Raw genomic sequence first — 24,775 nt, forward strand, 5'->3', positions numbered from 1 at the left:
TTGCTGCCCCATCGATGGCAGCCGAAACAGGCCAACGAATAACCTCGCGCTTCAAGACGGGATCGCTGGCCGCTTACACTTTTCGCGAACGAACCACCAAAGTCTTGCTCTCTCAGCAGGCGGACGGCTGGTTCGAAGGGAAACGTCGATTGAAACTCCTGAAATAGCCGCTGATCATGAGAAACGTTCCGCTCTCCCTCTCTTGGTCGCAGTTGCGGATAGTGCTGGAACAATCTCGCTTCATCTTTCGTAAGATCCTGCCAGATGTCCGTCCAGAACAGTATGCTCACGGCAAACTTTCCAGCGGCTTCTCGTTCAGCGGAAAGGTCCCTGACGGCGCTTTGAATTTTCCGGTCGGTCTCGGCTGTGGTGGCAATGTAGAGGTGCGTCAAAGCGGGTTTGAATGCTTCCGCCTTCGCTACCTCTGCGGCGATGACCGATTCGGTGACACCGGATACGGTGAGCTTGCACTGTATCCCGACTAACTTTCCATCGGTGTCGTTTCCGTAGATATCAACCCCGTCCTGCTTCTGGCCTTGTCGTCCATGTCGAGTGAAATTCTGGTTGCTCCAGCGATTCTTCGCCGCCGAGCACGTGATTGCTTCAAATTCGTCCCATGATCGTGGCGGACCCGCTTTGACGTCGGCGTATGTAGGCATGGTTGAGCATTCGTTGATTTGGAGATAGTAGGGCTGCTGGTCACCCGCGTTCTCCGATCGTTTCCACCGAATCGAAGAATCGCCTCGGCCCATCAGTTGGCATTCTGATGAAGCGTTCGGCTTTCCGCGAGCGTCCATTGGCAAACCAGCGGGTGACAGTGTTATTGGGGCAACTGTCTATAACGCGACATTTTCCACTTCTGCCGCCTGCATCGCGAACACCCCGGGTGAATGCTTCATTTTGCGCACGGGAACCCCTTTGCTGTGGCAGATCTCAAGGATCTTTTGCTGATCCTCTGGCGTGATGTGTGACCCAAGGTAAACGCATTTCGGTGTCGGCATCCCGAACGACTGTGCCGACTTAAGGAGCCCGTTCGAGATAATTAGTCGCCACTCTTTCTCGTACGCCCAATCCGTCGACTTAATCAATCCAGCCTTGTTTAAGTACAAGTTATTATGGCTAGCTGTGCCCACTGTTTGGATGCTTTCCGTCGCATTAAACGGATGCTCCGCGTAAATGACTGGATACATAAACCGAGTCAACGGATCGCTCGGCGTAAAACCTTCCATCGAATACTCAACGCAAAAGCCTTTGTGATAATTCGCGTAATGAGCCCACATCAGCGTTGAATCCACACGCTCAGAGAACGAGCAAACCTTGAACGCCTCCTTGAATCGATCCGAGTTGCGAACGGCATACTGTCGATTGACTTGAGAGAATGCCTCTTTGAGGGCCGTGGCAATGCCTGGTCGTTGATCGGCGGGGAGCTCCGTAGCAACGGCGTTGACAAGTGCTTCAAAGGGGTTATCGGATCCGGTCACGGCCGCCTGGAAGGTATCTACTATTTCCGGAGGAAATCTGGTGCGCATCAGCTGGAGGAGCTCGTTCGGCGGACTTTTGAATGAAGCGTCCGCCATCGCATCGAGGTCGACAAATACCGAGCAATCGTAGGGGTCATTGAACGTTTTTGGATCAGCCAGCCACACCTGGTTATCACGTAGATTGGCAAGCGAGTATTCGTTCACGCCTCGATACTTGAAAACAGATCTTGGTAGGTTCTGCTGTTTCAGCATATACGCTGGTTCAATTTTTAAATTTTTTGCGTCGATCGGAAACAGAAGTTCAACGAATTCGTCAATCCATGACATGTTGTGCTTTCCTTATTTGTAAGAGTTCCCCGTGCACGTAACAGCTTACATGAAGTGTGAAACACAACCAATTGCCTATCTCGTCAGTGCGTATTAGATCTGACACTTCGCGTCCGTCCTGCGATCGCGAAAACTACTGAGGCCCGATCCGCGCCGGCGCAGTTTCGTCGACAAACGCACCTATACCGCTAATATCCGTTAGCGACTGGGCCGCACCTTTGCGGCGCTGCCGGATGCCGTGAGTGGCCGTTCTCGGACGCTACGTCAGGCGCTGGCCGGCGAGATAGGCGAAAAAGCGGCTGAAATCAGGCGTTATCGTCTTCCTTTTCCATAGAAGTCACCGTTACGTTTTCCGCATGGGAAACGACGGTGGGTTTGACAGCATCGTCGTTCAGCAGTGGAGCGATGATGGCCACGGAGCCCTCGCGGTCATCATTGGCACGGTGAAAGCTGATGATGCCGGCATCGACTGCGATGAATAGAGTTGCACCATTGGGCGTGTCCACGATGATTCGGTCCCCCGACTCTGCGGTGACAATCTGCAGGGTGAAGTCGTCGCCATCGGGCACGTTTTGGATTTTGGTTTTAGTTTTCGTGAATAAGGTCTAGAAAAGATCGATCAGCCTATCCGATAGCAGGTCGGCTAAGCGCTCGTGAGTCACCGCGGAGCTTATCCATCAATATGCCCAGATGGCGCAACGGCTGGCTAGCCGTCGTGCAGCGTTGGATCTTTATGCCCTTCGCATGCACGGCAGCGCCCTCGGCGATGGCCACGCGTGGTCGTCGGGCGCTAGCCGGCCATGAAGTGTCATTGGTTTGCGTCGACGGCGAGACGTTGAGGCGTCCCATTTGGCTCAGGGAACAGACATCCAAGTCAGGCTATGCGACTTTTTCGATCGACCGTGGCCGACTCCTGGTTGGATGGATCGGAAAATGCAGCGCCTTCGCACCCCAAGAAAGATCGGCATTGGGACAGGTCCAAACGCGAGCCGTCAGTTAGATGTCGTCGCTGTGTTTGCACGAGCCTACAGCCCAGGCTCGCCTATCGACGCTGGTAGACAACGCCCTGAATCAAGACCTGATCCGGCTCCGGCTCCTCGTCAAAGCGTTTATGCGCCTCGGCAATGGCGACTTGATTCTCGCTCGCCCAGTTGACCAGCGCCATGACAGGCTTCAACAGCGTTCTTCCCATGTCGGTGAGTTCGTAATCGACGCGCGGAGGGATCGTCGGATACATCGTTCGCGTTATCAGTCCGTCGCGTTCCAATCCGCGCAAGGTCAGCGTCAGCATTCGCTGGGAAATGCCGTCGATGCCGCGCTTCAATTCATTGAAGCGTCGCGGACCATTGGCCAACGTAGCGACAATGTAGAGGCTCCACTTGTCGCCGATGCGATCCAGGATTTCGCGGGTTGCCAGGCAGCCGCCAGCGTCAGGTGCAGGCATATCGACGGGTAGCACGATGTGACTAAGTGACATGCGTGTGCCTTCTTGTGGGGAAGCGGTAGGAACCATACCATCCTTCGTATGCATAGGTAAGGCAGAATCAATATCTGACTTAGTTCTTATTTTATACCTAGGAGCCGTCATGAGCCACACCTTGCTTGTTACCTCCAGCCCGCGCGGGACTGACAGCCTGTCCACCCGTTTCGCCACCGAAATCGCCGAAGGCATCCAGACCCGTTCGGGCGGCCCGCTGACCGTGCGCGACCTGACCGCGAATCCGCCACCGCACATCACGCCGGCCTACATCCAGGGCCGGATCACGTCGCCCGAAGATCGCACGCCGGAACAGGTCGAGGCAGTGAAGGTCGCGCAAGAGCTGGTCGACGAGTTGAAGCTCGCCGACGTGATCGTGCTCGGTTCGGGCATGATCAACTTCGGTCCGTCCTCGCAGCTCAAGGCGTGGTTCGATCACGTCACCTGGCCGCGCGTCACCTTCGGCTACGGCGAGACTGGGCCGAAGGGGCTGCTGACCGGCAAAAAGGTCTATCTCGTAACCGCTGCCGGCGGCGTGTTCTCGGAGGGTGCCTGGGCACCGTTCGACTTTCAGACCAACTATCTGCTGCACCTGCTCGGTTTCATCGGCCTGACCGACGTTGAAGTGGTGCGTGTCGAAGGCACGGGGTTGGGTCCCGATGCGGCGAAGGCCGCCGTCGCCAACACCGAAACGGCCATCAAAGCCTTGTTGGCGAAGGCTGCGTGACATCCATGGCCGGGATAAAAACCATTGCGCTGTTCGGTGCGACCGGGCCGACCGGAAGGCACATCATCGAGGAGGCCTTGAAGCATGGCTACAACCTGTCGGTCTATACGCGCGACGCCAGGAAACTCGCATCGTTCGCGGGAAGGGTCGACATTGTTGTTGGCGACCTGCAAGACCAGAGTGCCATTGCGAAGTGCGTCCAGGGTGCCGATGCGGTCATTAGCGCCCTTGGTCCCAACAGTCTCAAGGTGCAGGGCGATAAGCCTGTCATGCACGGCTTGACCCACATCATCGCCGCGATGAAGCACGCAGGCGTGCGCCGTCTTATCCAGATTTCTACGGCCGCCTATCGTGATCCCAAGGATGGCTTTGCCTTCAAACCCCATGCGTTCGCGCTGTTGTTCAAGGTGATCGCGCGCAAGGGATATGAGGACATCAAGGCGACTGGCGAATTGGTCGCCAATTCGGACCTGGACTGGACACTGATACGCATTCCTAATCTCAAGGATGGCCCCGCCGATGGCGGTGTGGATGTGGGTTGGTATGGAAAGACCAAACTCGGCATGAAGCTCTCCAGAGGCAATCTCGCGAAGTTTTTGGTCGACCAGGTGACCGACAAGCAGTTCGTGCGTGCCGCGCCAGGCATCGCTAACCTTTGACCCACGAACGTCTCGACAAAGTTCACGCCATGAGCGGATTCACCCATGCTGACGTACCCGATCAATCGGGAAAGACCTTTATCGTCACCGGCGCCAACACCGGCATAGGCTTTGAAATAGCGAGTACGTTGGCAACGCGGCGAGCCAGGGTGCTTCTCGCGTGCCGTGACGAGCCGAAAGCGGAAGCTACTATTAGCCGGATTCGTCTGAAGACCCCTGAAGCGAATCTCGCATTCTTGCCGCTTGACCTCGCAGACCTGGCGAGCGTGCGGAACGCAGCAAAACTAGCCGAAAAGGAACCGCGCATCGACGCGCTCATCAATAATGCGGGCGTGCAAGGGCCGAAGCTAAAGCACACGGTGCAAGGCTTCGAGCTGACATTCGGCGTCAATCACCGCGCTCATGTTGCCCAAGCTCACGGAAACATCCGGGTCGCGCATCGTGGTCACGAGCAGCGGTCTGCACAAGGACGCGAAGATCGAGTGGGACGATCTTAATGCGGAGAAGAGTTACAAGTGGATGCCTCGCTATGCGGCCAGCAAGCTTGCGAATCTGCTTTTTGTCTTTGAGCTGGATCGGCGACTGCGAGCGGCGGGTACACCTGTTACGGCAGTGGCCTGCCATCCGGGCCTTGCTGGAACCAACCTTGCGCGCGATAGCTGGTGGGGCAACATCGCAATGTCATTGATCGGCCTGTTTTTCAACACGCTGGCTCAGGGCGCGTGGGGTGCATTGCAAGCGGCGACCGGACAAACAAAGTCCGGCGGCTATTACGGGCCGACGAAAACTTTCGAATTGCGAGGCCCTTCTGGTGAATGCATTCCGTCGCAGGACGCGCGGAATCCAGAACTCGCAAGACGACTGTGGGACCTATCGGTTCAACTGACCGGAATCAATGCCGAACTACCTTCAAATTCATAGCGCGCAGATCAGATCACGAGAACATGGTCATGCAAATAGAACTCTATGGGTATCCCTTTGATATTCGCGCAATTTTCCGGTTAGCCTGCGCGAGACCTGGTGAGGCTTTGCGTTTCGCCCCGATATAAATTTTCTTTCTAATCAGATGCCTGCTGACCCCCATCTCGGACGGCGCTAGCTAGGCGGCGCCGAGTGTGCCGCAGCGCCTTGATAAAGGGGGGGCCCCTATGTGATTCGTCAAGCGGTAGGGCAGGATTTTGGTTGGTAGAGGGTACCGTCGCGCAGCATGGCGAACAGCAAGTCGCAGCGTCGTCGAGCGAGCGCGATGAGCGCCTGATTGTGGCGCTTAGCCAAAACTGCAACCGTTACCATCGAACGGTCCGGCCACGATAATCCAGATACTCAAGGCCAGGACGCCCCAGCTTGGCCAGAAGCCCATCCACGACGCCTGGAACGCTTTCCTCGATCGACAATCGCCCTTCGGGCCCGCCCAATTCGGTACGCACCCAGCCGGGTGCCATCAGCAGCATGGACCGCGACGCGTGCGCCTGACGCACTGCAAAGCTGCGCATGAATTGGTTCAGTGCCGCCTTGCTGCCACGGTAAAGCTCGCGCTGGCCGGATTCGTTGTCAGCGATACTGCCTTGCCCGGACGACATGATCCCGATCAGGCCGTTCAGCAGAACTAGGTCAGAAAGGCTTTCGACTACACGCATCGGGCTGAGTGCGTTGGTAATCATGAGATCCACGAAATCTTCCGTCGACACCTCGCCGATGGTCTGCGTCGGATCAGGATTGGTAGTGCCAGCATTGACGAACAGTACGTCGAATGTCCGGCCGGACAAACGCTCGCGTAATGCTTGGACCTGATCCGGTCGGGTGATGTCGAGCGTTTCGATGTCGACCCGACCCGGGTGCGCATCGGCCAGCTCGTGCAGGAGGGTTCGCCCGCCACCGGCGCGCACGGTACCGACAACGTGCCAGCCCTTCTTCAGGAACTCCGCAGCCATGGCGTGGCCGAGACCGCGCGAAGCGCCGATGAGCAGGACGGTGGATGTGTGGGCGGATGTGCGGTGCATGATGTTCTCCTTTCTCGGCAACGGATTCCATGAATTGTCGAGAGTGTCCCGGATTTGCACCAGACGCCCGGCCTGCAATCCTCGATTGCGCCAAACGCCATACGAGGTGGGTTTTCGATTATTCTAGGCAGATGACACGCGTCGACCTGAACCTCCTGACCGCACTGGATGCATTGCTGAGCGAACGTAGCGTTACGGGGGCCGCCCGGCGCCTGAACCTCAGCGTCTCTGCCATGAGCCGCACGCTGACACGCCTGCGCTCAGCGACCGGTGATCGCTTGCTGCTTCAGGCCGGACGCATGCTGGTGCTGACGCCTTACGCCGAGCAACTGAGCCAGCGTATTCCCGCGCTGGTCCGGGAAGTGGAAGGCGCGCTGAGTCGCGCCGAGCATCGGTTCGACATCTCCACCCTTGAACAACGTTTTACCCTGCGAGCTGGCGAAGGTTTCATCGACCTGCTTGGCGCGGCCTTGATGAACCGGGTCCACTTCGCGGCACCCGGTGTGCAGATTCGCTTTGCGCTCAAGCAGGACTGGAACGCGCAACCGCTGAGGGAAGGCACGATAGACTTGGAGATCGGTATCGTCAGGACATCCGCCCCCGAGGTACGAACGCGTTTGCTATTCCGCGATCGCTATGTCGGCGTATGCCGCGTCGGACATCCGCTGCTGAGCGATGGAGGGATCAGCGTAGAGCAATGGACCGAATACGACCATGTGATGGTATCGCGTACCGGCGAGGCGGAAAGTTCCATCGACGCGGCCTTGGAACTGCAAGGCATGCGACGAAAGCTATTGATGGTGGTGCCGTCCTATACCAGCGCCATGCAGTTAGCGCGTCGTTCGGACCTGCTCGTCGTCATTCCGCGTTCCTGTCTCGGCAATGCGTTTATTCCGGATTACGCGACCGCCAACGGTTTGCAGTGCTTCGAGCTTCCACTATCCACACCCGCTTTCAACATCTCAGCGATCTGGCATCCGCGCCTCGATCACGATCCGGCTCATCGCTGGCTTCGCGGCCAGGTGCTGGATCTGTGTTCGGCAGCCTATCCGCCGGACCTACTGACAGATTAATCACCGCTGCGTCGTTAGCCCGGTCCGCTGCGCAGACATACGGAGCGTTTGACTCCGCTTCACCAACACTCCGTGCGGTAGTTCTCGCGACCGGCTCCCGTCGCCCTGAAAACGGTCATTGCCAGAGCTTGGTTCAAATGGCAGTTCAGGGTCGCACGCGGACTCTCGCTCAGCTCGACGCACGCCCGCGCCATGCATTGCGCATTAGGCGGCACCCGGCCAAACTCGGACATTGGTGGCGGTAACGGGACCGGCCGCACCCCGACCAGAACCAGTCGCTCAGCCTCTGCACCCGATTCGAGCTGGGGGGTGTTCGATGTCAGGTTGATCCCGCTCGCAGTATTCGCTTTTAGGTCAAGATCTTCTCGGAATCAGCCAATGGCGCACAATGCGACTCGACGGCTCAGCGTACATTCGCGCGATGAATACGCTCAGACAGGTAGAAAGCAACAGATAGCCGACCAGAACCACCAGTTTCTCGTCACCCGCCACGCCGGAAGGCGGGAAAATCGTGCGCAGCAGGCCCAGCACGATAAGGTGAAACAGATAGAGTTCATAGCTAAGCCTGCCGAACCCTTCTAGCACTGTGGACACACGCGTGCCTCGTACTTTTGATTCGTCCAGCCGATCACTCGCGCCCAGTAGCAAAACCGCAGTGCCGAAGGCCATTGCCGTGACACCGAACACGTTGCTTTCGCGGATCGGCCAGTACAGATAGACAAACGTCATGGCCAGCGCCGTCGGCCACGCCAGCACGCTCCACGCGCGGCCACGCCACACGTCGCGTCTTGCTAGCCGCGCCGCGCAACATCCGGTGGCGATTGCGTCGAAGCATGCGAAATACGCGTAGAGATAGCCACCCTCGTCGCCTTGGTGCAGGAAACGGTAAGCCGGACCAACGAAAATGCATGCGAGCCAGAAAGCAACGAGCTGCGCCTCCCTGCGAAACGCGAGACAAAGCAGAGGAAACGAGAGGTAGAACACCTCCTCGACGGAAAGCGACCACAACACGCCGAGTGCATAGTTGGTCCATCCGTGCGTCCCTATGAGCATGTTCATCCAGAACGTCAACGAAGCCAGGTTCACAAGCCAGAATGAAACCGGCGTGCCGGCCGGCGAGTGGTTCTGGAAGATGGCAATGCCAGCCATTGCAAGCGCGTTCACCACAGCCAGCAGCAGCAACAGGCACGGAACGATGCGCGCGATGCGCAAGCCGTAGAACACCCTGACATCAACATGACCGAGTTCGGACCAGCGGCGAGTTGCGTTCGCCGTTATCAGATATCCCGAGATCACAAAAAACATCGTGACGCCATAGTTGCCGTTTCGTGCAACAGCCAGGACCGCTTCCCAGCCGAATACGCGCGACAGAAAAGTGTCGTCGAGCCGATAGGCGATATTGAAGTGGTGAAACAGTACGAGCAGGATGGAAACGCCACGGAGTAAATCGATCTTCCGGTTTCGCGTGGGGGCCTCGGTCATGCCGCGCTCGTGGCCCACTGCACGAACGCCGTGCCCGCTGCGCGCAAAACGGCCTCGCGCGCTTCCATGCTGACGCCAGGCGCATCGTAGTAGGCAGCAACGAGCAACGGCGCGCGCCCGGGCGGGCGCACGAGCGCGTAGTCGTTGGTCTCGCTTTCGACGCTGGTGCCGGGCCGGTCGGCGGCCTGCCAACCTGCGGGCAGCACGGCGCGAATCCGGTTGAGCCCCGGCTTGCAGTCGGCCATGCCGCGCTCCAGTTGTGCGCGAGAACTGGCGCTCAGGGCATCACCAAGCAGAAGGCGCTGCGCCGTGGTGGCGATGGCCTTCGGCGTCGTGGTGTCGAGCACGCCGCGATAGCGGTTCGACTCGGGCTCATAGCGGTCCGAGCGCGTGACTGTATCGCCGAGTCCGCGCACGAACCGGGTCAACGCCGCGGGACCACCGGCGCTGCGCATCAACAGGATAGCGGCCGTGTTGTCGCTCTCCACGAGGACTGCCCGGCAGAGCGCGTCGATCGACAACGCACCCCGCGCGACGTTGGCCTTGGTCACAGGCGACGTGAAAATAAGATCCTTCTCCGTGTAGTGAACGAGCCGATCGAGCCGCTCTGCGCCGCCATCGACGCGGGCCAGTATCTGCGCTGCGAGCAATCCCTTGAACGTGCTGCACATCAGGAAGCGTTCTTCGGCGCGGTGGCTCAGTGTGCGGCCCGAGCCGGTATCGATCGCAAACACACCGAGGCGGCCTCCATTGCGCCGCTCGATATCGGAGAACGGTGAATCGGCTGCACGCAATGCGGGAGCCACGCCCATGCCGGCGAGCAGCGGTAAACCAATCAACAGCTTTCGACGCGTGATCGAGTGAGTCAAGGTCAGGTCCACTTGGTCAGAGTGAGGAAACGCGGTGAGCGCGCCGAACGTCAAGCCAGCTTGTGGGCGAGCAGGAGGCGACGGATGTTGATCGCGTCGCGCGCAGGGAACGCAGCCGGCCCGGCGTCCAGAAACACCATCGTGACGCTGTCCCGAACCGAGCGCAGCCGCATGATCAGGCAACGTCCGGCCGCGTCGGTATAGCCGGTCTTCGACAAGGCAATGTCCCAGCCCTTTTGCCCGACGAGCGGATTCGTGTTCTGGTACTCGACGAGCTTGCCGCCGATCGGGACGACGCTGCGGGGGGTAGCCGTGGCGCGCGCGATCGCAGGATAGCGGGCCGCCGCGTTCACCATGACCGAGACGTCGCTTGCCGTCGACGTGTTGAGCGGCGAGAGGCCGGTTGGCTCTTCGATCGTCGTGTGCTTCAGGCCGAGCGCAGCAATCTTGGCTCGCATCGCGGCCTGGAACGCCGGGTAGCCGCCGGGATAGTCATGCGCCAGCGCATATGCCGCGCTGTTATTCGACGACATCAGAGCGAGTTGCAGCACTACATGAAGGGGCAGACTTGCGCCGACCGGCAATCCCGTGCGGCTGGGCCGCAATGCTTCGGCGTCGCTGGCGTCGATGCGAATGGTCCGGTTCATATCGGGCCGGGCATCGAGCACGACCATGGCGGTCATCAACTTCGTCAACGATGCGATCGGCACGATATCGTCCGGGCGCTTCTGGAACAGGACCTGACCGGATTTGTCGTCGATCACCACGACGTGGCTCGATGCGAGCAACCCGGCAGGCACGATGCCCGCCGCGGGTTGCGACACGGGCACCTGCCACAGTGTCTGCGCCGTCACGCACAACGCGACGAAGCAAACCGTGATGGCCGGGACGCACGCGACCCAGTGCGGCGAGGGCGGGACGGGGTGGCAGAGGCGTTTGATGCGGTCCAGCAAGTGGCCGCCCCGCGCCGATTGCGCGACTGGCGCGTATCCAGCACTCGTCGATTGAAGAGCGTCGAGCTGCTCAAGCGCGAGCGCCAAACGTCGCGGACTTTGTATTAGCGTGCCGGCGATCTGATCAGCAACGCATTCCCGCTCGATACGAATTTGCCTCGACAGCCACCACACTGCTGGATGAAAAAAGAGCAGCGCCTCGATCACGCTTTGCAGCAGGTTGACCAGATAGTCGGCGCGCTTGATATGCGCGATTTCGTGGGCAAGCACCGCTTCGAGCAGATCGGGTGGCATGCGCGTCAGCAACGCAGCCGGAACAAGCACGAGCGGTCGCCACCAGCCGATCGTCAGCGGGCTTGCGAGATGCGTTGCCACGCACAGCGTCACCGGACGCGACAGCCCGCAACGCGCGGCAAGCGCCGACACACAGTCCTGCCACCGGCTATTTAACCGATCGGGAAACGCGTGTCCGATCCGACGTACCCACAGCAAGCCGGCGGCCAGACGGCACGACATGGCGGCGACACCGACCAGCCATGCCGCAACCAGCCAGGGCAGGACGTTCTCAATCGTGAATGTATCGCGTGTGTGCTTCGTTGGCACGATGAGAGAATCGGTCGCGCGAAACCAGCCAGATGGCCGCGACGCCGCTTCGATACCGCGGTACGCATCGAGCACTGGTATCGCGAGACACAAAAGAAGCGAAAGGCAGAGGAGCGCATAGCGACGTTGCGGACTGGCGTTACGCATTAGCCGCAACGAGAGCGCCGTTGCCACGCCGATCAAGGCACCCTTCCATGCGAAGCAAATGAGCGCCCAGCCCAATGCCTGAACAAGCGTCCAGGCAAATGGGCTCATCGCTTATCTCCATGGAGAAATTTGCGAATTTCCTCTCGTTCCTCCTGACTAACGTGCTTGCGCAAAGCGGCCATGACAAGTGCCTTGCCCGAACCCGAGAACGCCTTGTGGATCAGTTCCTTCAGCAGGCTGGTTTGCAGCATGTTCTGGCTTTGCGCGGGCGCGTAGACGTGGGAACGCTCACTTTCGTCGCGCGTCAGCAGCCCCTTCGCATGCATGACCTGCATCTGGCGCAATACGCTGGCATAGGTAACGTCCGCACGTTCCTCACGCATGGCCTGATGGACCTGCTTGACGGTGGCGGAGCCGATTGGCCATAGAACCCGCAGGAGTTCGAGTTCAGCCGCAGTCGGCCTGGTCGCGGCAGTAGCTTTGGTCATGACGACACCTTCGAGCAGAGACGGGATGACGTAGAGTAACTTGTCTAGACCAAATTGTCTACGCAGACGTGGTCGTGTCCTCACGGAGATCTTTGCCCAATCGGCGATTCGTTGTACCCTCGCCATTCGTTCGGCGATTTCAATCCAAGCCTCACGTTTTCCGCAAAGTCGTCGTAAACCCGCTTACAGGACAAAGAGAGAGGAACGAATGAGCGCGCCAATTACGTTGGCAAATTCGAACCCGGTGGCATTGGGCCAAAGCCAACTCCCGCTGGGTTCTCCCGGGTTGATGCAGTCTTTGCCAGCCACGCAAGCGTCGCCGACGCAAGTTGCTGTGACTGTCGTTGACCCGTCTGTGACAGCGGCTCGCGTTGCAAAGTATCTGGATGCTTTGGGCGCCCCGTTGAAAATGGGAAACGACGCGCGGAACATCGCTAACGCCCTGACGTCCACAATGCAGTCAGTCCTGTCGCAGAGGCCGGACCTCGCCAATGCCCACTTTGATTTCCATTCGAGCAACGGCTCGATCGAGGTCACGTCCAAGGACCTTGGCGCAAACGATATAGCGTGGCTTCAAAGCATGCTTAACGGAAACGCTTCACTCGTCGCTTCGGTTAACGCTTTTCATAGTGACGCGGTGAGCGGCTATGCAAAGTGGTCTGAAGCGGATGGAACGCCGCTCACCGCATCCCAGTCCGACGCGGTTAGCGAGAAAGCGGACGCGCTCGGAGGGTTTATGTCGCTTTTCCAGTCGCTTGGGCAGGATGCGCAAAAATATCAGATGAAGGACGGCGATTACAAGCTGGCCGACGGGAGCAAGATGGATCTCGGCCAGGATCCGACCACCGCAGCGGGCTTTTTGCTGTTCGCGAAGAGTGCGCAGGCTGCTGAAAATGGTACGTCGACCTTCGTTTCGACATCGGGCAATACGCTTTTCGGCGGCCGGATGAGTGTCTTTCAGAATACTTCGGTGATCCCGAATTTCTTTCCGCCTTCTGGGACCAAGTCATTGGGATTTTCACAGACGGCCTGAGCATCGCGGCCCACGCATCGAGGTAGGCATCTCATCTATGATGTTGCACGGACAACCGAGGGGCGCTTTGACCTTTTGGTAACGGCCCTTGGTTACCCGCTCGATTGAAGCCTATCGGGCCCGCTCCTGGTTCCAGAAAAGATGGTTCTCGAAGCTGATTGTCGCTCGATAAGGAAATGAGACGACGTGAAGAGACGTTGCCTGCTAAAGGGTGCTGCCGCTCTGCCATTGCTTCCCACCGCCACTATCTTGCGGACGTGGCTCCGGTCGTGGCTGGAACACACCGCATCCGGCCTGTGATCCTGCGTGGCCAGAAGCAGAACAGTGGCAGGCGCTGATTCGCGCAGTTGGAGGAAGTTTGTTGCGTCCCACAACCATCTGGCAGATCTGTGCCGAAACGCCGGGCGCGCCCGATTGTCTTGCTCGCCTCAAAGAGGCGCGAAATCCGATCGCGCTCGGCGACGATCCTGGCGGCACCCAGATCTCAGGTTGGCTCGACGGATGGACGCCCCGTGCGAGCGCCTACGCAGTGGCCGCCCGTTCTACGGCGGACGTGGTTTCCGGCATCGATTTCGTCCGCCGACATAATCTGCGTCTGGTGGTGAAAGGCGGCGGGCATAGTTACCTGGGCGCCGAGCGAATAAAAAGCGGGTTAGCATTACTGCCAGAGCCGCACGGGCATGGAGTGGGCCATGCCCTGGGCGATTTCGACACTCTCTCTTTCCAAACACGAGAGCGATCGGCTTTGCGAGTCTCCTTGGTTCATCTACGCGCTGAGCTTAGACATTAGGTCTTGCTCCGTTGCGATGAACCATACTGACTTCCCACTGTTCGATTCGAGAACGAACTCGCGGAACGCATTGCTGCGTGCAAGCCATTCGTCAATGTTGCCAACCACAGCGATCCTGATACCGTAGTTCATCAGCTTTTGCAGGAAAGCGCCGGCAAAACCACTGTCGAGCCGGTAGAATTCGTGATGCAAGGATTGCGCGCGGACAACGAGATAGTCCGCCCGATGCCGTCGCGCCAACATGATAAGGTCCAACGCGTCGTGCTCCTGCTTGACGGGACTCGCGCATTCGCTCTGGATGAGTACGCGGTGGCTGCCGATCAGCGTCAGACGATAGTCCACGTTTGATTACCCCGTCGGATGAAGAAACCTAAGCAGGCTTTCGCGCTGCCCGCGGATGAAATGGTATTGATCGGCAAGATATCGAACCTCTACCTTCGGTGCGACTTGCCTGAGACGTCGGACCGTGTCGCTCGAGTCGAGCATCACGTCGCGCCCGCCGACAATGACGAGCATAGGGACACACAGCGTTTGAAGCACATCGTCGCCAAACACGGGGATAACTTCGAGGCGCGGACGGAAACCGTGGTCGATTGCCTCCATGAGCGAGGCGGCGTCGCGTTCTGCTGGCGTGGATACAGGCGGAAGACGGCCGAGTACACGTTCTCGGACATACGCGCGCCCGATGCCGCCAAGAAGCAAAAGTGGCAACGCCCACCACAGGAAGCGCTTTTGCCTGCCAATGCCTGGCGGACAAAGCAACGCGAGGCGCGACACGCGGGCCGGCTGGCGGGACGCGAAATCGAGCGCAAACCAGGCGCCAAGAGAAATACCGACGAATGCGGCTTGTTCGACTCCCAGACCGTCGAGCACGTCGCTCAGCCATTGCGCATGCAAACCGCCTGCAAGCGGGAGACGCGAAGGCGCGCTTGGCCCCGCTTCGCCGATCACGTCTATCGCGTAGAGACGCAAATGTCTGGACCAATCGACCGCACAGTGTTGCCAACTTGCCGCAGTCGTCTGAGACCCGTGGATTAGGACAACGGGCGGAGCCGATTCGGGGCCGCAGACGACGACATGCGTAACGCCATGGCGCGTCGGGACGTTGATACGCGAATGTGAGTCCGGCCAGTGCGAAAGCGCTGCTTCATACGCGGTCTGGATCAATTGCGCTTGACGCGCAGACCGATAGATCGCATTCATGTTTCAGCTTGGGCCACGATAGTTTCGAGCGCGGACATCAACGACGCCGTGTCGCCAGGTGTGGCCGCGATGATGATCTTGATCTGGCTCGATACGGGGTCAAAGGCGACATCGACCTGTAGAGGATCGTGATATGACCCTCGACTCAATGTCATCGCGTGCAGTGATTTCGACAGGTATTGTTGCATCGATGGAGACCCTTCAGGGATGTCGACGATGCTCGTAACGCGCACTATACGCGGCGCGTCCGATACGGGTCGTATTCGCACGAATTCGAGCAAATCAGCATTGAGGATGCGATAAGCGCGACCCACCCGGGTCGCGCGCAACTTGCCTTCGCGAATGAATCGCAGGACGGTCTTCGGGTGTATTCGAAGGGACGCAGCGACGTCTTCAACGGTATGGAACATGGCGGCCCAAAGAAGCGTTCATATTCCCTATTATTCCATGATTAACGTCACACCAGGGAATAATGTGGGCGGGAAGCCCGAACGAAAGGCCGTGTCACGTGTGAGCTAAAGTCAGTTCGCGGAGCGCGCCGTGCGCATCGGAACCTTGAGCGACTGTTCTTTAGGTGCCTCGAGACATACGAGCAGCGACCTTGACCGACGGCTTCGGGTCGTTTATGCCCTTTGCATGAAAGGCCGTGCCCGCGGCGATCACCGCGCTCGGCCGTGGGGCGCTAGCCGGCCAGGAGCGGACCTTCGACGGTGCGGTACTAATCGACGACATACATGACCTTAGTCGGCTATCGGTACTCATATGCCAATGATTACCTGCCGATTTTGTTCGCAGATGCGCCGCACAGCCTCGATATCGTGCGGCGTCGGCAGCTCAGCCATCGCGCGAAAGAATGCGTCATGACCTGCCGGCGCGGATATCAGCAGCATGCGCGCGTCGGTGTCCGCCCGATTGGCGAAGCCGTGCACGTCGCCGCGCGCGACCGTAGCGACTGCTCCCGCGGATATTGTCTGGACGGTCTCGCCGATCTGGAACTCGAGCGAGCCCTCCAGGACCACAAAGGTCTTCACCTCGTCGAGTGAGCGATGCGCAGGTGCGCCGCCGCATGTTCCGATTCGCATTTCCATCACAGTGTATGGAGCGCCGATATCGCCCGTCTCTGTGTCGACCCTCCCGGCGATAACTCGGGTCTGCATGTTGGCGAAGGACAGTACTACGGCGGGCGTGAAGATGGCGGATTTCATGGAAGTCGTGACGAGTGGTGAGAAGCGCCAGTCTGCGCCCTCGCGGAGCCTTCGATAAGACCGCTAGAATGGCGGCTTCCGCCAACGGGATGGACAATGGATATCAATGGCTCGCTGGCTTTCGTAGCCGTAGTAGATTGCGGCTCTTTCGCCGCCGCCGCGCGCGAGCTAGGTGTGCCGCGCTCGACCGTCAGTGCCCGCGTTGCCGCATTGGAAGCGCGACTCGGAGTGCGTCTGCTGCGACGCTCGACCCGCCGGATTGCACTTACAGACGAAGGCGAGGCATGGCACGCCAGCGTTGCGAGTGCCATTGCGACATTGCGCGCCGCCGAGCAACGCGGCCTCACCCGAGGCGAGAAGCTGTCTGGCACGATCCGCCTGAGCGTGCCGCTCGACTTCCCCGACACCGTGCTAGCCGATGCCATCTCCGCCTTCCTCGACAGCCACCCGCGAGTGCGCGTCGAGGTACACGCCACCAACGAGGTAGTGGATTTCGTCGGTGACAAGTTTGATCTCGCGATACGCGGAGGCAAGCCGGGGAGCAGCGATGCAGTCGCCCGGCGCATCGCCAGTTTCCGCATGGCCGCGTTTGCCAGCCCGGCATGGCTCGCAAGACGCGGCGTTGGTGATCGCGCTGACCACGCGATGTCAGTGCCCGATTCATTCGCGCAACTCGACTTGCTCGCTTTTTCCCCCAGCGACGATCGTACCGCAGGCGCGCAGGCGAGGGTCGTGGCGAACAGCTTTGGTTTGCTGAAGCAAATGGCGATACGCGGCAGGGGTGTGGCGACCTTGCCCGCGCATCTGTGCGCGGACGCGATTGCCGCCGGCACTCTCGTCGAGATTGACCCACCCTTGCAGGACGCCACGCAACAGGGTCTCTACCTCGTTTACCCATCGCGGGGTGACATGAGCGCCCGAGCGCGCGCTTTCGCGCAACACCTTGGCGATACGCTGGAACGAAACGCGGTGGCAGGGCGAGGCAACCGCTAGGGGCGGTTGGGACGACAACGCGGAACTTGCACCCCGAATCAATAAGGCAGAGCGCAATTTTGGGTGAGTTGAATGACTGCTTTCGGCAAGCTCGAAGGTCAACTTCGGGTCGAGTTATGCCGTTTGCATGAAGTGCGCACCCGATACGATCGTCGCACTCGGCCGTCGGGCGCTAGCCGGCCAACTAGCGACCTTCGGAGGCAACGAAGGTTGGTCACTAGGGTGGCTGGTGTGCCACTGGAAGCGGCCGTTTGCAGCAGGCGGATGGAGGCCACCTCATCGGCCTTTGCACATAGGCATCCTATTGCACGCAGTCTTGTGGCTAGTCGAGGTGATGTCACACGCAGTAGTGATACGATTTCTTCCCGGCCCTGCGGAAGCATTGCCGAGTCTTCTCCAAAACGACATAGACTCGCACGACATGACAAAAGTGAAAACGCCAACAGTACCAGCACCGCTGATCGGCCAGTGGATTGGTAATTTTCGCGCGACTCAGTGGGCTGGCGATATAGTCATCGACCTTGAGATGCGTTCCGGTCAAACGGTGGGCAGCGCGATGTTATTTCCTAGCGAAGGGTCGAATGGACCGGTCATCGTCGGGCGCATCGACGAAATCTATCTCGCGGCTGATGGTGCATTCACAACCATTCTGCTCCAACCGACGCATCCGAAGAACCCAACGTATCTCGTACCACCCCATCAGGTTCAGAACGTTTTCCCACCGGAAATCCGAATCGCGACGAAGGCTCAGGTTCGGATACGGTGGGACGGTACAAATATGGAGGCCGAGTGGAACTCTGATATAGGTATGGAGGGTTCAGCGCGGCTATCACGCAACGATCCAAACCGCCCGTCCGATATCCCGTCGAAGCAAATGAGTTGGGACGCATTTAAGCGTCACGTGTCGTACCTGGAAACACGTAAGTTCATTTTCAGAGGGCAGCAAAAGCCCTGGCGGCTCCGATCGCATTTCCATCGCACGAACCGCTCCGATCTGTTCAGATACACGTTTGACGATGTCGCCACGCTCCATCGACATCTTAGTGCGCGTACAAGGCATATTTTCAACCGCGCCGACAGCGACCAGTTCGGCGCTCTTCTCCACCTCGCGCAGCACCACGGGTTTCCAACGCCTCTGATCGATTGGACGTACTCGCCGTACGTTGCTGCGTTCTTCGCTTTCAGGCACATAACGATCGCCGCTTCGAAGAAGCGAAATGCGGGTTACATCCGCATCTTCCAGTTCGATCAGGTGAAATGGCGAGAGGACACGCCCCAAATACCGATTACTGCACCGGTCCGTCCTCACTTCTCGCTAATGGAATTTTTGGCGATTGAAAATGAACGCCTCATTCCTCAGCAGGCGCTCTCAGCGCTGACGAATGTGGACGACATCGAGTCATACATAAAGGTCGTTGAGCAAACGCGACAGCACCAATACGTCTATGCGATCGACATCCCGGTCAAAGAGAGGGAAACAGTAATGAAAGAGCTTGCCTTGATGGGCATTACAGCAGGCTCGTTGTTCCCCGGTCTTGATGGCGCGTGCGAAGAATTGCGTGAGCGGCTGTTCGCGCAATGATTACATGATAGGGGCTGGCACCGGCGAAAGTGGAAGATGGACATCGGCAATACTCGTTCATTGGGATATTGCAACGGGTCAGCTTGAGAGCGACATCATCGACGACATGGCAATCTAAGGATTGAACTGATGGCCGCTTTGGCTCAAAAGCTGACGTCGCGGTTTCTGAGGGGCGACGGGCGGCTCAGGGTCGACACCGCGAAGTGCGCCTCTGCGCCCTCCGGTTCGCACAAGAGGGCTGTCCCGCGCGCGGTGACATTGATGTCGCAACGGTAACACTTTCAATGCGGTCTCCGGCAACGGTCTACACCGGAGTCTCGCAGATAGCGGCGGCATCCTTGCCGTGTCCCCACCAATCTTTCGGCACCGGCCAAGTGCCTGCCGCGTTGTGGCACGTTTATCGTCCGCGCAGAGATATTCCACCTGCGGACTGCGGCTAACGTAAGAATTTAGCGAGAAGGTGGAGCGTAATAAACTGCTCTTCGCGCCGCAACTGCGCTGTTCGCAGTTGCTTCTGCAGCGCTGCGAGGCCTTCACCTGAACGCTCCAGCGAGCGGCCGCCGCCGTTTTCGGAGGCGTCAAGCGAGCTTCGTAGGTGCCTGATTTCGGCGTCGATATTGAGCAGGACGACTAGGGCGTCCTCTGTGCGAGAAGTCATTTTCTCTCCTATGAATCACGTCATTCTGAGAGCCGCCAGGCCGCGCCCGGGAAGAAGCGCATACATGCGAATGCGTCTTTTCCTGCGAGCTACCAGACAAGTGCCGCCCAGCGGCATGGGCTTTGCGCTACATGCGCATCAACCATTCCTCACGGAGAACATCATGGCTGACCAACATCGCCCGGGTGAGATCGTGAAAACTTCCGGCATCTACAAGGTTGTTCGCGAGAGCGCGGAGGGCTCGTTCGAGGTTACCTGCGTGGAAGGCGAACATTTTCCGCCGACGCGCGGCGGAAAAGGCGCTCACTATGAGCTTCTTCATGCCGCGACTCATTCCCATAAGCACAGCGAGCTTGGTTCGGGAGACTGAAGGTGGGCGCGGGTCGGAAGCGGTCATCGTCCGCACCGGAGTTGATTGCGGCCGGCGCGCCGGAGAGGCTGGCGACGTACGGAGGAAAGCGCAATTTCGAGATCACGCCTGAACCGGCCAGCAAGCCTAGACGGACGCGCCCTAAATTAGGGCCGCCGTCATTCGTCATCCAGAAGCACTGGGCGAGCCGCCTGCATTACGATTTCCGGCTTGAAGCTGGTGGCGTCCTCCTGTCGTGGGCGGTGCCGAAGGGGCCTTGCTACGACCCGAAAGCGAAGCGCATGGCCGTGCATGTCGAGGACCACCCCCTCGACTACGCAAGCTTTGAGGGAACCATACCGGCGAAACAGTATGGTGCTGGTGATGTCATCGTCTGGGACAGAGGCACATGGGAGCCCATAGGCGATCCGGCCGAGGGTACGACTGCGGGCAAGCTCGTTTTTCGCCTCCATGGCGAGAAACTCGCGGGTCTCTGGGAACTCGTGCGGATCTCGAAGCCGGGAGAGAAACAGGACCGGTGGATGCTGTTCAAGAAGCGCGATGAATGGGCCAAACCACTATCCGAGTACGACGTGCTCAAGGCGCTGCCCGATAGCGTCGTCACGCATCCCCTGGGCCTGATAGAAGAGCGCGAGCCGAAGGTTGCACCACCCCGCGCGGAAACGTCGGTGGCACCTGATCTTTCTGCCGCGGTGCTCGCGCCGTTGCCCGCGAAGATGGAGCCCCAACTCGCAACGCTCGCCCCTTCGTTGCCGGTCGGCGGTGACTGGATCACCGAAACGAAGCTCGACGGTTACAGACTACTTGCTCGCATCGAAGGGGGCGAGGTTCGCCTTCTCACACGCAGCGGCCACAACTGGGCGGCGAAATTTCCCACGCTGGTCGGTGAACTGGAGGCGCTGGAGGTATCGACGGCGTGGCTCGACGGCGAGATCGTGATGCTGACGGATGGTCTACCGGACTTCTCCGCACTGCAAAACGCTATTGATGCGCGAACGAGCGGTGACATCGTCTATTTCCTTTTCGACCTCATGTACGTCGACGGCGAGGATCTGCGAAGGGTGCCGCTGTGGGCGCGGCGCGCGCGGCTTTCGCAACTGCTCGAAAGCGCGGGCGAGCATCTGCGTTTCAGCGAGGCGTTTGACGCGCCCGCCGCCGCGATGTTCGAGGCGGCGGCGGGTCTTGGCATCGAAGGCCTGATGCTCAAGAGGCGCGATGCGCACTACGAATCCGGGCGGACCAAAACCTGGCTGAAAGCTAAAGCGCGTCTGCGACAGGAGCTGGTGATCTGCGGGTTCACTACGCGCGGCGGGAAGGACGGGGAGATCGGCAGTCTGCTGCTCGGCTACTACGATGATGGTGCGAAGCTCGTCGGCGCCGGCAGCGTGGGTACGGGCTGGAACGCGAGGACCGCGCGCGATCTTTGGGAGCGCCTCGCTCCGCTTGAAACGCGCGAATCGCCCTATGACGTTGCCGTAACCGGATCGCGGCGCTGGTCGCGGCGAGCGGCCGGTGGCGAACGGTGGGTCCAGCCGCAGCTCGTCGCGGAGATAGAGTTTGCGGAGTGGACGGCAGACGGCGCTGTGCGGCAGGCCTCGTTCAAGGGTCTCCGACTCGATAAGGCAGCGAAGGCTGTTACGCGCGAGGGCGGAAAGACGAGCGCCCCAGAGCCGGCACTGGTGCTGAAGATAACGCATCCCGAGCGTGTCGTTGATTCGTCGGCCAATATAACGAAAGCGGACCTTGTGCGCTACTACGCGAGCGTGGCCGAACGCATGTTGCCGCACCTTGCCAATCGACCCGTAGCACTGGTTCGCGCCCCGGCGGGTATCGGCGGCCAGCTGTTTTTCCAGAAACACGCCGAGCGAACGGGCATGCCTGGGCTGACGATCCATGACCGCGCGTTGTGGCCGGACCATCCTCCGCTTCTGTCGGTCGACACGGAAGAAGCGTTGATTTCGGCCGCCCAGATGAATACGGTCGAGTTTCATACCTGGAACTCCACGATCCGCCGTATTGACCGACCCGACCGCGTGATCTTCGATCTCGATCCAGGGGAAGGCGTGACGTGGGCGCATGTTCAGGAGGCAGCGATGCTGGTTCGCACGTTACTCGAAGAACTCGATCTCAAGGCGTGGCTGAAGACCAGCGGAGGCAAGGGGCTGCACGTCGTTGTGCCGTTGGCGCCCAGAGTGGGGTATGACGCGGTCAAGGCGTTTTCGCAGACGTTCGTCCGGCATCTCGCGAAAACCATACCGGAGCGATTCTCGGCAACGTCGGGACCGTCTAACCGTATCAAAAAGGTCTACGTAGACTACCTGCGCAACGGTAAAGGCCAGACCACAGCCGCGGCGTTCTCCGCGCGCGCCCGCCCGGGCATGGGTGTCTCCATGCCGGTGTCGTGGGAGCAGTTGTTCGAGTTGAAATCTGGCTCGCAGTGGGGTGTCCAGACAGCACGCGAGTACCTCAGTTTCCAGTCAGCGGACCCGTGGTCCGACTACTGGTCTACGGCTCAAACGCTGACCGTGGCGACGAAGCTGCTGAAATGAGCGACTCGATTCTGTGGTCACGCGACCGCGAATGCCCTCCTCTGCTTTGCAGCAAGGTCGTCGTGCATGTTGCAGTCAGCGACCGTTCTCGGACGCTACCTCAGACACTAGCCGGCCATAAAGAGACAATAGCTTCCCGAACACGAACGTCGGCTGATTGTACTAAACCAGTCCGTCACTCTCATGTCAGTGGTGCCTCATCAAAGGTTGAGGATACGTGCATCATTTGGGTAGAGGGGATCTCTGCTGAATCATGCAAAATAGTCGGCATCCGGGATGCGGGGGCTAGTTGTGGGCGTGAACTTTGACTTGAATGACTTGCAGGCGTTTCGCGCGGTGGTGGAGCTGGGAAGCTTCCGAAAGGCCGCCGAGGCGGTGAGCATATCCCAGCCTGCCTTGAGTCGTCGGATCGACAAGCTCGAGGAAGCGCTCGGCGTGCGTCTCTTCGAGCGCACCACGCGCAGCGTCACCCTCACCACCGTCGGTCGCGTGTTCGCCCGAAGCGCGGAGCAACTGCTCGATGATCTCGACGTTGCGCTGCTCGGCATTCGCGATGTTTCATCAAGCCGCCTGGGCCATGTGACGATCGCGTGCGTGCCTTCGGTGGCGTATTACTTTCTGCCGAGCGTTATCGCGAGCTATCATCGCCGCTTTCCACGTATCCGGGTCAAGCTGCTCGATTCGAGCGCCAACGAGGTGCTTGGCGCCGTCATCAGCGGCGAGGCCGATTTCGGCGTGAGCTTCATGGGCAGTCAGGAATCCGAGATCGAGTTCAAACTGCTGCTGCAGGAGCGGTTTGTTGCTGCCTGCCGCCGTGACCACCCGCTCGCACGCAAGAAGCGCGTGACCTGGGACGAGCTCTACGAACACGACTACGTCTCGGTCGACAAGACGTCCGGTAACCGCCTGTTGCTCGACCAGGCGCTCACCGCCGTGGCGCCGCGAGCACCGAGCGTTTGCGAGACCCGGCACGTCACGACCATGGTCGGGTTAATTGAGGCGGGGCTCGGCGTCGCCGCCGTGCCGTCGATGGCCATGCCCGGACATGACCACCCAATCCTCACGAGCGTGCCGCTCGTCGAGCCGGTGGTGAAACGACGCGTGGGAATCGTAAGACGGCGAGGACGGCCGCTAACACCGGCCGCACAGGAGTTTCACCGCACGATCATCGAGACAAAGCGCGCCGGCGTCGCATGCAACGATGCCGTGGACAACAGCGCGACGACGACCGCGAAAGCCAGAAGGAAGACCGCATCGTGAAGTTGGCTGAGACAAGCCTTCCCATACCTCTGCCTCAATGCGCGGAGACGGAATCGAGCCCGGTCGCTCTCACTTCGGGTTGCACATCGGGCGATGCGAGATAGTCGAGTAGCGCCTTCGCTTCCTTCGGATGCTGCGCGCCCACGGGAATGCCGCCGGCGAAACGCGTGACGGATTGCAGAGACTCGGGAATCTTGCCGACGAACGTGGCGCCCTGGACGGGCAGCAATTCGCTCACCTGCTGGAAGCCGATTTCGTATTCGCCATTCGCCACCACCGACGCCACGGGAATGCGCGGGATCATCTTCGCCTTCGACCTGACCTGATCCTCAATGCCGAGCTTGCTGAACAACTCTCGCTCGATATAGACGCCGCTCGCGCTGTCCGAATAGGCAATCGACTTCGCATGCAGCAAGGTCTGCCTGAGGCCTTCGGCCGAGCTGATGTCGGGCTTCGCCGCACCTTCACGCACGACCATGCCGATGCGCGAATCGGCCAGCTCGACCCGGGATCCGGGCATGACCTTGCCTTGCTTGATCAGATCGTCAAGTGCGTAGCCGACCATGATGACAACGTCCGCAGGTTCGCCGCGATCAATCCTGTTGGGGATCGCTTCGGGCGATTTGCCCATCGAGGGGCCAAGCGCGGTGTCGAGCGTGTTGCCCGTTTGGGAAGCGAACCTTGGGCCGAGCACCCTGTACGCGGCGGTGAAGCCGCCCGAGCTCATGACGTGCAGGTCGGCAGCCTGTACGTTCGGCGCAGCGGCCGAGGTTGCGACGAGCGCTGCCGCGCAAAGTTTCAGAAGCAGGTTTCTCATGGTTGTGGTCGTACAGGGTTGCGATGGGT

25 protein-coding genes and 1 pseudogene are annotated in these 24,775 nt (G+C 59.6%); 11 read left to right on the forward strand and 15 right to left on the reverse strand.

Going from position 1 to position 24,775, the window contains the following annotated elements; genetic code table 11:
* From SB764_RS36785 to SB764_RS36800, 4 genes and pseudogenes are all read right to left on the reverse strand, one after another.
* Positions 1-659, reverse strand: a pseudogene (locus SB764_RS36785) (hypothetical protein); the annotation flags it as partial.
* Positions 660-836: 177 nt separating this feature from the next.
* Complete coding sequence (locus SB764_RS36790; protein ID WP_410866287.1) at positions 837-1,808, reverse strand: DUF2971 domain-containing protein; 972 nt, start codon at positions 1,806-1,808, stop codon at positions 837-839.
* Between the two features lie 305 nt (positions 1,809-2,113).
* Positions 2,114-2,377, reverse strand: a complete 264-nt coding sequence (locus SB764_RS36795) for a hypothetical protein (protein WP_410866288.1) — start codon at positions 2,375-2,377, stop codon at positions 2,114-2,116.
* A 473-nt stretch (positions 2,378-2,850) separates the two neighbouring features.
* Positions 2,851-3,285, reverse strand: a complete 435-nt coding sequence (locus SB764_RS36800) for a winged helix-turn-helix transcriptional regulator (protein WP_410866289.1) — start codon at positions 3,283-3,285, stop codon at positions 2,851-2,853.
* Between the two features lie 109 nt (positions 3,286-3,394).
* On the opposite strand from SB764_RS36800, the gene SB764_RS36805 reads away from it, so the two are divergent.
* Genes SB764_RS36805 through SB764_RS36820 form a run of 4 tightly spaced genes read left to right on the forward strand, consistent with a single transcriptional unit; the run spans position 3,395 to position 5,592 of the window.
* Positions 3,395-4,012 (forward strand): FMN-dependent NADH-azoreductase, encoded by a 618-nt coding sequence (locus SB764_RS36805; RefSeq protein WP_410866290.1) that lies wholly within the window; start codon positions 3,395-3,397, stop codon positions 4,010-4,012.
* A gap of 5 nt (positions 4,013-4,017) precedes the next feature.
* Entirely contained in the window at positions 4,018-4,671 is a 654-nt protein-coding gene (locus SB764_RS36810) for an SDR family oxidoreductase (protein ID WP_410866315.1), read from the forward strand.
* Positions 4,668-5,168 carry an SDR family NAD(P)-dependent oxidoreductase gene (locus SB764_RS36815; protein WP_410866291.1) on the forward strand — a complete coding sequence of 167 codons (501 nt, stop codon included), beginning with the start codon at positions 4,668-4,670 and terminating at the stop codon, positions 5,166-5,168. Before SB764_RS36810 ends, SB764_RS36815 begins: the two co-directional genes overlap by 4 nt.
* Positions 5,074-5,592, forward strand: coding sequence for a hypothetical protein (locus tag SB764_RS36820; protein WP_410866292.1), 519 nt, complete (start codon positions 5,074-5,076; stop codon positions 5,590-5,592). The genes SB764_RS36815 and SB764_RS36820 overlap by 95 nt, the downstream gene beginning before the upstream one ends.
* 365 nt (positions 5,593-5,957) lie before the next feature.
* Here the strand turns inward: SB764_RS36820 and SB764_RS36825 are convergent, their stop codons facing one another.
* Entirely contained in the window at positions 5,958-6,671 is a 714-nt protein-coding gene (locus SB764_RS36825) for an SDR family NAD(P)-dependent oxidoreductase (protein WP_410866293.1), read from the reverse strand.
* A 131-nt stretch (positions 6,672-6,802) separates the two neighbouring features.
* Between SB764_RS36825 and SB764_RS36830 the strand changes: the two genes are divergently transcribed.
* Positions 6,803-7,744, forward strand: a complete 942-nt coding sequence (locus tag SB764_RS36830) for a LysR family transcriptional regulator (RefSeq protein WP_410866294.1) — start codon at positions 6,803-6,805, stop codon at positions 7,742-7,744.
* Positions 7,745-8,098: 354 nt separating this feature from the next.
* Here the strand turns inward: SB764_RS36830 and SB764_RS36835 are convergent, their stop codons facing one another.
* From SB764_RS36835 to SB764_RS36850, 4 genes are read right to left on the reverse strand one after another with little or no spacing between them, the layout of a single operon-like run.
* Positions 8,099-9,226: an acyltransferase family protein gene (locus SB764_RS36835; protein WP_410866295.1), complete on the reverse strand. Its 1,128-nt coding sequence runs from the start codon at positions 9,224-9,226 to the stop codon at positions 8,099-8,101.
* On the reverse strand, positions 9,223-10,149 hold the full coding sequence (bla, locus tag SB764_RS36840; RefSeq protein WP_410866296.1) for a class A beta-lactamase: 927 nt from the start codon (positions 10,147-10,149) through the stop codon (positions 9,223-9,225). Before bla ends, SB764_RS36835 begins: the two co-directional genes overlap by 4 nt.
* Positions 10,146-11,906 (reverse strand): M56 family metallopeptidase, encoded by a 1,761-nt coding sequence (locus tag SB764_RS36845; RefSeq protein ID WP_410866297.1) that lies wholly within the window; start codon positions 11,904-11,906, stop codon positions 10,146-10,148. Before SB764_RS36845 ends, bla begins: the two co-directional genes overlap by 4 nt.
* Positions 11,903-12,286, reverse strand: a complete 384-nt coding sequence (locus SB764_RS36850; protein WP_410866298.1) for a BlaI/MecI/CopY family transcriptional regulator — start codon at positions 12,284-12,286, stop codon at positions 11,903-11,905. Before SB764_RS36850 ends, SB764_RS36845 begins: the two co-directional genes overlap by 4 nt.
* Positions 12,287-12,494: 208 nt before the next feature.
* Between SB764_RS36850 and SB764_RS36855 the strand changes: the two genes are divergently transcribed.
* Positions 12,495-13,319, forward strand: coding sequence for a hypothetical protein (locus SB764_RS36855; protein ID WP_410866299.1), 825 nt, complete (start codon positions 12,495-12,497; stop codon positions 13,317-13,319).
* A gap of 766 nt (positions 13,320-14,085) precedes the next feature.
* On the opposite strand, the gene SB764_RS36860 is transcribed toward SB764_RS36855, so the two are convergent.
* From SB764_RS36860 to SB764_RS36875, 4 genes are all read right to left on the reverse strand, one after another.
* Positions 14,086-14,451 (reverse strand): DUF4180 domain-containing protein, encoded by a 366-nt coding sequence (locus tag SB764_RS36860; RefSeq protein WP_237182040.1) that lies wholly within the window; start codon positions 14,449-14,451, stop codon positions 14,086-14,088.
* Positions 14,452-14,457: 6 nt separating this feature from the next.
* Entirely contained in the window at positions 14,458-15,312 is an 855-nt protein-coding gene (locus tag SB764_RS36865) for an alpha/beta fold hydrolase (RefSeq protein WP_410866300.1), read from the reverse strand.
* Positions 15,309-15,722, reverse strand: a complete 414-nt coding sequence (locus tag SB764_RS36870) for a helix-turn-helix domain-containing protein (protein WP_410866301.1) — start codon at positions 15,720-15,722, stop codon at positions 15,309-15,311. Before SB764_RS36870 ends, SB764_RS36865 begins: the two co-directional genes overlap by 4 nt.
* A 348-nt stretch (positions 15,723-16,070) precedes the next feature.
* Positions 16,071-16,517 carry a cupin domain-containing protein gene (locus SB764_RS36875; RefSeq protein ID WP_410866302.1) on the reverse strand — a complete coding sequence of 149 codons (447 nt, stop codon included), beginning with the start codon at positions 16,515-16,517 and terminating at the stop codon, positions 16,071-16,073.
* Between the two features lie 96 nt (positions 16,518-16,613).
* Here SB764_RS36875 and SB764_RS36880 point away from each other — a divergent pair, with 96 nt between their 5' ends.
* Together SB764_RS36880 and SB764_RS36885 are read left to right on the forward strand one after the other, a co-directional pair.
* Complete coding sequence (locus SB764_RS36880; RefSeq protein ID WP_074987106.1) at positions 16,614-17,510, forward strand: LysR family transcriptional regulator; 897 nt, start codon at positions 16,614-16,616, stop codon at positions 17,508-17,510.
* Positions 17,511-17,931: 421 nt separating this feature from the next.
* Positions 17,932-19,092: an FRG domain-containing protein gene (locus SB764_RS36885; RefSeq protein ID WP_410866303.1), complete on the forward strand. Its 1,161-nt coding sequence runs from the start codon at positions 17,932-17,934 to the stop codon at positions 19,090-19,092.
* A gap of 436 nt (positions 19,093-19,528) precedes the next feature.
* Here the strand turns inward: SB764_RS36885 and SB764_RS36890 are convergent, their stop codons facing one another.
* A complete protein-coding gene (locus SB764_RS36890) occupies positions 19,529-19,750 on the reverse strand; it encodes a hypothetical protein (protein WP_410866304.1) in 222 nt (73 codons plus the stop codon).
* A gap of 163 nt (positions 19,751-19,913) precedes the next feature.
* Between SB764_RS36890 and SB764_RS36895 the strand changes: the two genes are divergently transcribed.
* From SB764_RS36895 to SB764_RS36905, 3 genes are all read left to right on the forward strand, one after another.
* Positions 19,914-20,120, forward strand: a complete 207-nt coding sequence (locus SB764_RS36895; RefSeq protein WP_410866305.1) for a hypothetical protein — start codon at positions 19,914-19,916, stop codon at positions 20,118-20,120.
* Between the two features lie 2 nt (positions 20,121-20,122).
* The gene (ligD, locus tag SB764_RS36900) at positions 20,123-22,669 is read left to right on the forward strand and encodes a DNA ligase D (RefSeq protein WP_410866306.1); all 2,547 of its coding nucleotides are present in this window, start codon (positions 20,123-20,125) and stop codon (positions 22,667-22,669) included.
* Between the two features lie 291 nt (positions 22,670-22,960).
* A complete protein-coding gene (locus SB764_RS36905; protein ID WP_410866307.1) occupies positions 22,961-23,929 on the forward strand; it encodes a LysR family transcriptional regulator in 969 nt (322 codons plus the stop codon).
* A 34-nt stretch (positions 23,930-23,963) separates the two neighbouring features.
* On the opposite strand, the gene SB764_RS36910 is transcribed toward SB764_RS36905, so the two are convergent.
* Entirely contained in the window at positions 23,964-24,746 is a 783-nt protein-coding gene (locus SB764_RS36910) for a substrate-binding domain-containing protein (RefSeq protein WP_410866308.1), read from the reverse strand.
* Between the last annotated feature and the right edge of the window lie 29 nt (positions 24,747-24,775).

The sequence above is a fragment of the Paraburkholderia sp. SIMBA_027 genome (assembly GCF_046535315.1).
GTDB lineage: Bacteria > Pseudomonadota > Gammaproteobacteria > Burkholderiales > Burkholderiaceae > Paraburkholderia > Paraburkholderia tropica.

Coding starts and splice junctions, on each gene's coding strand:
- SB764_RS36790 (WP_410866287.1), bottom strand. CDS start 1,808: ATGTCATGGATTGACGAATTCGTTGAACTTCTGTTTCCGATCGACGCA.
- SB764_RS36800 (WP_410866289.1), bottom strand. CDS start 3,285: ATGTCACTTAGTCACATCGTGCTACCCGTCGATATGCCTGCACCTGAC.
- SB764_RS36805 (WP_410866290.1), top strand. CDS start 3,395: ATGAGCCACACCTTGCTTGTTACCTCCAGCCCGCGCGGGACTGACAGC.
- SB764_RS36810 (WP_410866315.1), top strand. CDS start 4,018: ATGGCCGGGATAAAAACCATTGCGCTGTTCGGTGCGACCGGGCCGACC.
- SB764_RS36820 (WP_410866292.1), top strand. CDS start 5,074: ATGTTGCCCAAGCTCACGGAAACATCCGGGTCGCGCATCGTGGTCACG.
- SB764_RS36825 (WP_410866293.1), bottom strand. CDS start 6,671: ATGCACCGCACATCCGCCCACACATCCACCGTCCTGCTCATCGGCGCT.
- SB764_RS36830 (WP_410866294.1), top strand. CDS start 6,803: ATGACACGCGTCGACCTGAACCTCCTGACCGCACTGGATGCATTGCTG.
- SB764_RS36835 (WP_410866295.1), bottom strand. CDS start 9,226: ATGACCGAGGCCCCCACGCGAAACCGGAAGATCGATTTACTCCGTGGC.
- SB764_RS36845 (WP_410866297.1), bottom strand. CDS start 11,906: ATGAGCCCATTTGCCTGGACGCTTGTTCAGGCATTGGGCTGGGCGCTC.
- SB764_RS36850 (WP_410866298.1), bottom strand. CDS start 12,286: ATGACCAAAGCTACTGCCGCGACCAGGCCGACTGCGGCTGAACTCGAA.
- SB764_RS36855 (WP_410866299.1), top strand. CDS start 12,495: ATGAGCGCGCCAATTACGTTGGCAAATTCGAACCCGGTGGCATTGGGC.
- SB764_RS36865 (WP_410866300.1), bottom strand. CDS start 15,312: ATGAATGCGATCTATCGGTCTGCGCGTCAAGCGCAATTGATCCAGACC.
- SB764_RS36870 (WP_410866301.1), bottom strand. CDS start 15,722: ATGTTCCATACCGTTGAAGACGTCGCTGCGTCCCTTCGAATACACCCG.
- SB764_RS36875 (WP_410866302.1), bottom strand. CDS start 16,517: ATGAAATCCGCCATCTTCACGCCCGCCGTAGTACTGTCCTTCGCCAAC.
- SB764_RS36880 (WP_074987106.1), top strand. CDS start 16,614: ATGGATATCAATGGCTCGCTGGCTTTCGTAGCCGTAGTAGATTGCGGC.
- SB764_RS36885 (WP_410866303.1), top strand. CDS start 17,932: ATGACAAAAGTGAAAACGCCAACAGTACCAGCACCGCTGATCGGCCAG.
- SB764_RS36890 (WP_410866304.1), bottom strand. CDS start 19,750: ATGACTTCTCGCACAGAGGACGCCCTAGTCGTCCTGCTCAATATCGAC.
- SB764_RS36895 (WP_410866305.1), top strand. CDS start 19,914: ATGGCTGACCAACATCGCCCGGGTGAGATCGTGAAAACTTCCGGCATC.
- SB764_RS36910 (WP_410866308.1), bottom strand. CDS start 24,746: ATGAGAAACCTGCTTCTGAAACTTTGCGCGGCAGCGCTCGTCGCAACC.